General features: G+C 63.8%; 4 protein-coding genes and 2 pseudogenes. 2 read left to right on the top strand and 4 right to left on the bottom strand.

Annotation, left to right across the window (positions count from 1 at the left end):
• Both PGX04_RS23630 and PGX04_RS23635 read right to left on the bottom strand, forming a co-directional pair.
• Positions 1-134: pseudogene (locus PGX04_RS23630) on the bottom strand (DNA-directed RNA polymerase subunit epsilon); the annotation flags it as partial.
• Positions 135-520: 386 nt separating this feature from the next.
• The gene (locus tag PGX04_RS23635) at positions 521-1,441 is read right to left on the bottom strand and encodes a nucleotidyltransferase domain-containing protein (RefSeq protein ID WP_273740746.1); all 921 of its coding nucleotides are present in this window, start codon (positions 1,439-1,441) and stop codon (positions 521-523) included.
• A 379-nt stretch (positions 1,442-1,820) separates the two neighbouring features.
• Here PGX04_RS23635 and PGX04_RS23640 point away from each other — a divergent pair, with 379 nt between their 5' ends.
• A complete protein-coding gene (locus PGX04_RS23640) occupies positions 1,821-2,024 on the top strand; it encodes a hypothetical protein (RefSeq protein WP_273740747.1) in 204 nt (67 codons plus the stop codon).
• Between the two features lie 247 nt (positions 2,025-2,271).
• Positions 2,272-3,198, top strand: a complete 927-nt coding sequence (mptA, locus tag PGX04_RS23645; protein WP_273740748.1) for a GTP cyclohydrolase MptA — start codon at positions 2,272-2,274, stop codon at positions 3,196-3,198.
• Here mptA and PGX04_RS23650 read toward each other — a convergent pair.
• Both PGX04_RS23650 and PGX04_RS23655 read right to left on the bottom strand, forming a co-directional pair.
• Positions 3,195-3,998 (bottom strand): TrmB family transcriptional regulator, encoded by an 804-nt coding sequence (locus tag PGX04_RS23650; protein ID WP_273740749.1) that lies wholly within the window; start codon positions 3,996-3,998, stop codon positions 3,195-3,197. The two genes, mptA and PGX04_RS23650, sit on opposite strands and share 4 nt — an antisense overlap.
• Before the next feature lie 80 nt (positions 3,999-4,078).
• Positions 4,079-4,313 (bottom strand): annotated as a pseudogene (locus PGX04_RS23655) (DUF255 domain-containing protein); the annotation flags it as partial.

Below are 4,313 nucleotides of genomic sequence, written 5' to 3' on the forward strand. Positions count from 1 at the left end.
TCCGCCCGGGAGAGCGACCCGGACCCGGGCCGGGTCTCGAGGTGGCGCTCACGCTCGGAGTCGGACTCGACGCCGTCCGCGACCGCCGCGGCTCGCTCGGAATCTGGACCAGGGTCGGCACCGTCGTCTTGCATCGTCTGTCGCTCGGAGAGGGAGAGTGAAAAAGGCTCGCTCCGTGTAGTGGCCGATCATCTGGACTAACAACCTTTTTAACAGGTGCCGGGCGATAACAGCAGCGCTCGAGCGATATCGATTGCTGCCGCTCCGCTCTCGAGTGAGTGAGTCCGCGAAAAGCCCTTCGTAGCTCTATCTTGTGACCAGAAGCACTTAAAGTACGACTGCTCGTGACAGGGACGAACGGCGAATGACGGATGGTGAGCATCGCCGAGCGACCGATAGCTCGAGCTGTGCACTGTTCGGGAACGGATCTCTCGGCAGAGCCGGCGCGTCTCTCCCGTCGTATCTACACCTTGTGACCAGAGGTACTTAAACGAAAGCAGGGACGGGGACGCGGCTCGAGCTACCGGACGGCCGCGATGATCTCGTCGATGAACCCGTTCAGCCGTCGGGTATCGGGGCCGTCACGCGCGTGAACCGCGGGATCGATCGCTTTCGGCGGGTGGGCGAACTCACGATCCACGGCGTCGCCGATATCGGTATCCCCGTCACCCGCCCGTTTCCGCTCGAGCAACTCGCGAGCGCGGTCGATCCGGTCGGCGTCGAAAACTGCGGGTGCCTGCTCGCGGAGGAAGGTCTTGAACTCGAGGGCCGGCAGCTCGTGTTCGCCGCGCTCGCCGGTCTCTTTGAGGTAGTATGCGGACATGGCTGCCCGACAGATCGTCAGGTTTCGCTTTACCGTGGGTTTCGTCTGCGTCTCGGTGAACCGCTCGTCGTCCGCCGAGACTGCCATCGTTCCATCGCCGGTTTCGACGGTGTACTCCCCGCCGTCCGCGTCGATGATCGGGAAGGTCTCATCGTCGGTGCGGACCAGATGGTGCGAGACGTATTTGCGATAGTTGCTCGTCGCGATCCCGCGCCACGTGTGATAGAGGTCGATCGGGTTGTACGTCCGCTCGATATACGCGGTGAGGCCGGCAGGATCGTACGCGAGGCGGTAGCGAATCGGACTCCGGAGCAGGTCGATCGCTCCCTCGTTCGAGTCGGCGAGCAGGCGCGCGAACGTCCGCACGTCCCACCCCTGATACTCGAACTCGCCGCGGTCCGCGACGACGGTCTCGGGGGCGCCCTCGAGGTGAGCGTATCGGCGGAGATCCGTCGGCGCGAAGACGAACCCGACGTCGTAGTCGCTGTCGGGACTCGCCGCATCCCAGGCGTGGCTTCCGCGGGCGACCGCCAGCGCGACCGCGAGATCGTGCTCGCGTTCGATCGCGGTCAGGTGGTCGTCGACGGTCTCGTGGACGTGGTCTGGGATGAGAGGCATAGCTGGGGCTCGAGTATGCGGGAACGAAAAGCGAGAAGACCAGGTGACGAATGCTCTTCGTAGCTTCACCTTGTGACCAGAAGTACTTAAAAGAAGAGCGTGGTCGGTGTCAGCGACCGGGCGTACAGAAGGCGAGCGCTCGAGAATAGATGACCGATCTAGCGAGTTCGTCTGCAACGGACCAGTTGAAGCTGGCTTCGCGCTCACGCCCGTTTCACTCGCGCCTCGCTTTCGTTCACCGCACCACAGCGCTCGCCACCGCACGTGGCTCGGTTGGACCGAAGTGAGACGTATTTCAACGGCGCGTAGTTTTCGTTCCGCGGCCGTAACTCACCCCTCTGGCCCAGATTTATATACAATTCCACCCATTGGTGATATAATGTCTGCCCTCCGAGCCGTCCTGTTCGAGTGGGATCTGAGCCGTATTGCGAGAATACTCGTTTCCGGACTGGCCGTCTTCCTCGCACTTCGTGTCACGGACGGATTTCTCACCGGACTGGGTGCGACGCTGCTCTTCCTGTTCGTGCTCACCCTTCCGTGGGAAATGGCGAATCGACTCTCCGATCGCTCGAGCGACTCGTGAACCCGTGGTCACCTAAACTGGTGTCCGTTTGTCAATCGAACGCGGAAACCGAAAACGCGGCGTCATGACTATCGGATGTGAGTCACCGGACTGCAGAACGACCGTCTTCCCGTCATAGCTCTACCTTGTGACCAGAGGCACTTAAAGAATCGGCGGCCCGCTCGAGTAGTACCGAGCGTTCCTCACCCGCCGAGCCAGTTACTGCGGTTCCGAAAGGTTGAATCGGCCGCTCCCCTGAATGCGGTCAATGAGTCATCAGTTGCCGGACGTGCAGGCCACGTCGCCCGACGTGACCGTCGGCCTGAGTCAGGTCGGCGTCACCGGCGTCGACAAACTCGTCAAGATCGCCCGCGAGGGCAAGCGACCGATCGTCCTCACCGCGGAGTTCGAAGTCTTCGTCGACCTCCCGGGCTGGCGAAAGGGGGCGGATATGAGCCGGAACATGGAGGTCATCGACGAGATCCTCGAGGATGCCACCCGCGAGGAAGCCTATCAGGTCGAAGAGGTCTGCGGCGAGGCCGCTGAACGCCTGCTCGAGCGACACGACTATACCTCGAAAGCGGAGGTCTCGATGGAGGCCGAGTTCATGCGCCGCGAGCAGACGCCGGCCAGCGACCGCGAGACCCAGCACACGGTCGACATCGTGGCCTCGGCGACGGCGACCGAGGACGGAACCCGCGAGGAGATCGGCGCGAACGTCACCGGGATGACGGTCTGCCCCTGCTCGCAGGGAATGTCCACCGCCCGCGCGAAGCAGACCCTCGAGGACCTCGGCGTCGAGGAGGAGACGATCACGCAGTTCCTAGACGAGGTGCCACAGCCGGGGCACTCACAGCGGGGCCACGCCACGCTGACCGTCGAGGCCAACGGCGATCCCGCGGTCGATCTGAACGACATCATCGACATCGCGCGGGACTCGATGAGCGCGCGGATCTACAACCTCGCGAAGCGGCCCGACGAAGACCACATGACCTACGAGGCCCACGCCGACGCGAAGTTCGTCGAGGACTGCGTCCGCGCGTTAGCCGAGGGCGTCGTCGACGAGTTCGACCACCTGCCCGACGACGCGGTGATTACGATGAGCCAGTCCAACGACGAGTCGATCCACCAGCACAACGCCCACGCCGAGCGCGTGGTCGAGATGGGGACGCTGCGCGACGAAATAGCGGACTAAAACTCGAGCGGCTCCGCTTCCTCCCACCGCGGCACGAACTCCTCGTGGACGTTCGCGGCGAACTCCGGATCCTTGAGGTCGATCATGCCGAAGGCCTCGCCCGAGGAGAGCGGATTGGGCACCTGAATGCAGACCTCGACCCCGTCGATGATGTTGAACGAGCCCGTGATGTCGTCGTGCGTTCGAACGTCGAAGTCGTCGCGTTGCTGCAAGGTCTCCCGATACCGCCGGCCCACTTCCTCCGACATCGAGGCGACCATCTCGCGGGTCATCAACAGATCGACCGAGACGCCCCGATCGAGGGCGTCCTCGAGTTGGGCGTTTATCTCCTCGCTGACCGTCTGCATGTCCCACTGGGGAGACGGATGCGACGACACCATCACGATGTTGCGGTCGGCGGCCGCGAGGCGCTCAAGGAGGAGGTCGATCGTCTCCTCGGGCCCGACGGCGGCGGTCCAGAACTGATCCTCGACGGGCTCGGCCGCGTCGAGCTCGTCGGCGAGGTCGTCGACGATCGACTCGTACTGATCCGCCTTCTCGTCGAGTTCGCGTTTCTTGTCCTCGAGCAGCCGATCGAGCGCCGTCGACGGCTCGACGGCGACGTACTTCTTCGGCCGGCTGGCGGTCTGGCTGCGAACCAGATTGTACTGTTCGATACTGTTGAGCACGTCGTAGATCCGCCCCATCGGCACGTCGCTCGCCCGTGACAACTCCTTGGCCGTTGTGGGGCCGGTGGTGAGGAGCGATCGGTAGGCTCGAGCTTCGTACTCGGAGAGCCCGAGATCCCTGAGAGTGGCCATGTCGGAAGAACCCCCTGAAGAAACATAAACGCTGTGGTAGTTTGACGAGAGGGCAGACTCGGCCTCCTCGGGGCCGAGCGTCAGTCCAGAAGGCGCTGGACCTGCTCGCTCAACTCGGAGGGAGTTTCGGCGCGATCGGAGACGCGATCGCCCAGTTCGGCTCGCGCCGTTCCCGCCTCGAGGGCATCGGCGTCGGGGACGACGACCTTCTCGTGGTCCGCCAGCCGAAGCGCCGCGCGATGCAGATCGGAACCGGGCTCGCCGGCGACTCTGATCACCAGCGGCCCCTCGAGCAGGCGGGAAACCGCGGTCGCG

Source organism: Natrinema soli (genome assembly GCF_028618695.1).